This window comes from Variovorax sp. 10N420, assembly GCF_056394705.1.
Genome location: NZ_JBFTIJ010000045.1, coordinates 1 through 700 on the forward strand (window position 1 = coordinate 1; position 700 = coordinate 700).

Below are 700 nucleotides of genomic sequence, written 5' to 3' on the forward strand. Positions count from 1 at the left end.
CTCGACCACCGTGAACTCGTGCTTGCCTTCGCCCAGCGGCGTATCAGGCGTGAAGCTCCAGTTGCCGTCTTCGTCGACCTTCGTCTCGCCAACGGGCGTGCCGTTGTCGATCACGACGATCGTGTCGCCCGGCTCGCCCTTGCCCACCAGCGTCGGTGTCGTGTCGTCCGTGCTCTCGCCATTGCGCACCGGACCCTGAACCAAGCCCACGTCGTCAGTCACTTCGCCAACGGCCGGCTGGCCCGGCGGGGTTGTGTCCACGATCACCACGTGCGGATCCGACGGCTTGCTTTCGTTRCCCGCCTGATCACGCTCGACCACCGTGAACTCGTGCTTGCCTTCGCCCAGCGGCGTATCAGGCGTGAAGCTCCAGTTGCCGTCCTCGTCGACCTTCGTCTCGCCAACCGGCGTGCCGTTGTCGATCACGACGATCGTGTCGCCCGGCTGACCCTTGCCCACCAGTGTCGGTGTCGTGTCGTCCGTGCTCTCGCCGTTGCCCACCGGACCCTGAACCAAGCCCACGTCGTCAGTCACTTCGCCAACGGCCGGCTGGCCCGGCGGGGTTGTGTCCACGATCACCACGTGCGGATCCGACGGCTTGCTTTCGTTGCCCGCCTGATCACGCTCGACCACCGTGAACTCGTGCTTGCCTTCGCCCAGCGGCGTATCAGGCGTGAAGCTCCAGTTGCCGTCCTCGTCG

General features: G+C 65.8%; 1 protein-coding gene. It reads right to left on the minus strand.

The genetic code is table 11. The annotated features are described in order from the left end of the window. On the minus strand, positions 1 to 700 hold a 700-nt coding region (locus AC1DEK_RS30135; RefSeq protein WP_478128993.1), incomplete at both ends, for an Ig-like domain-containing protein.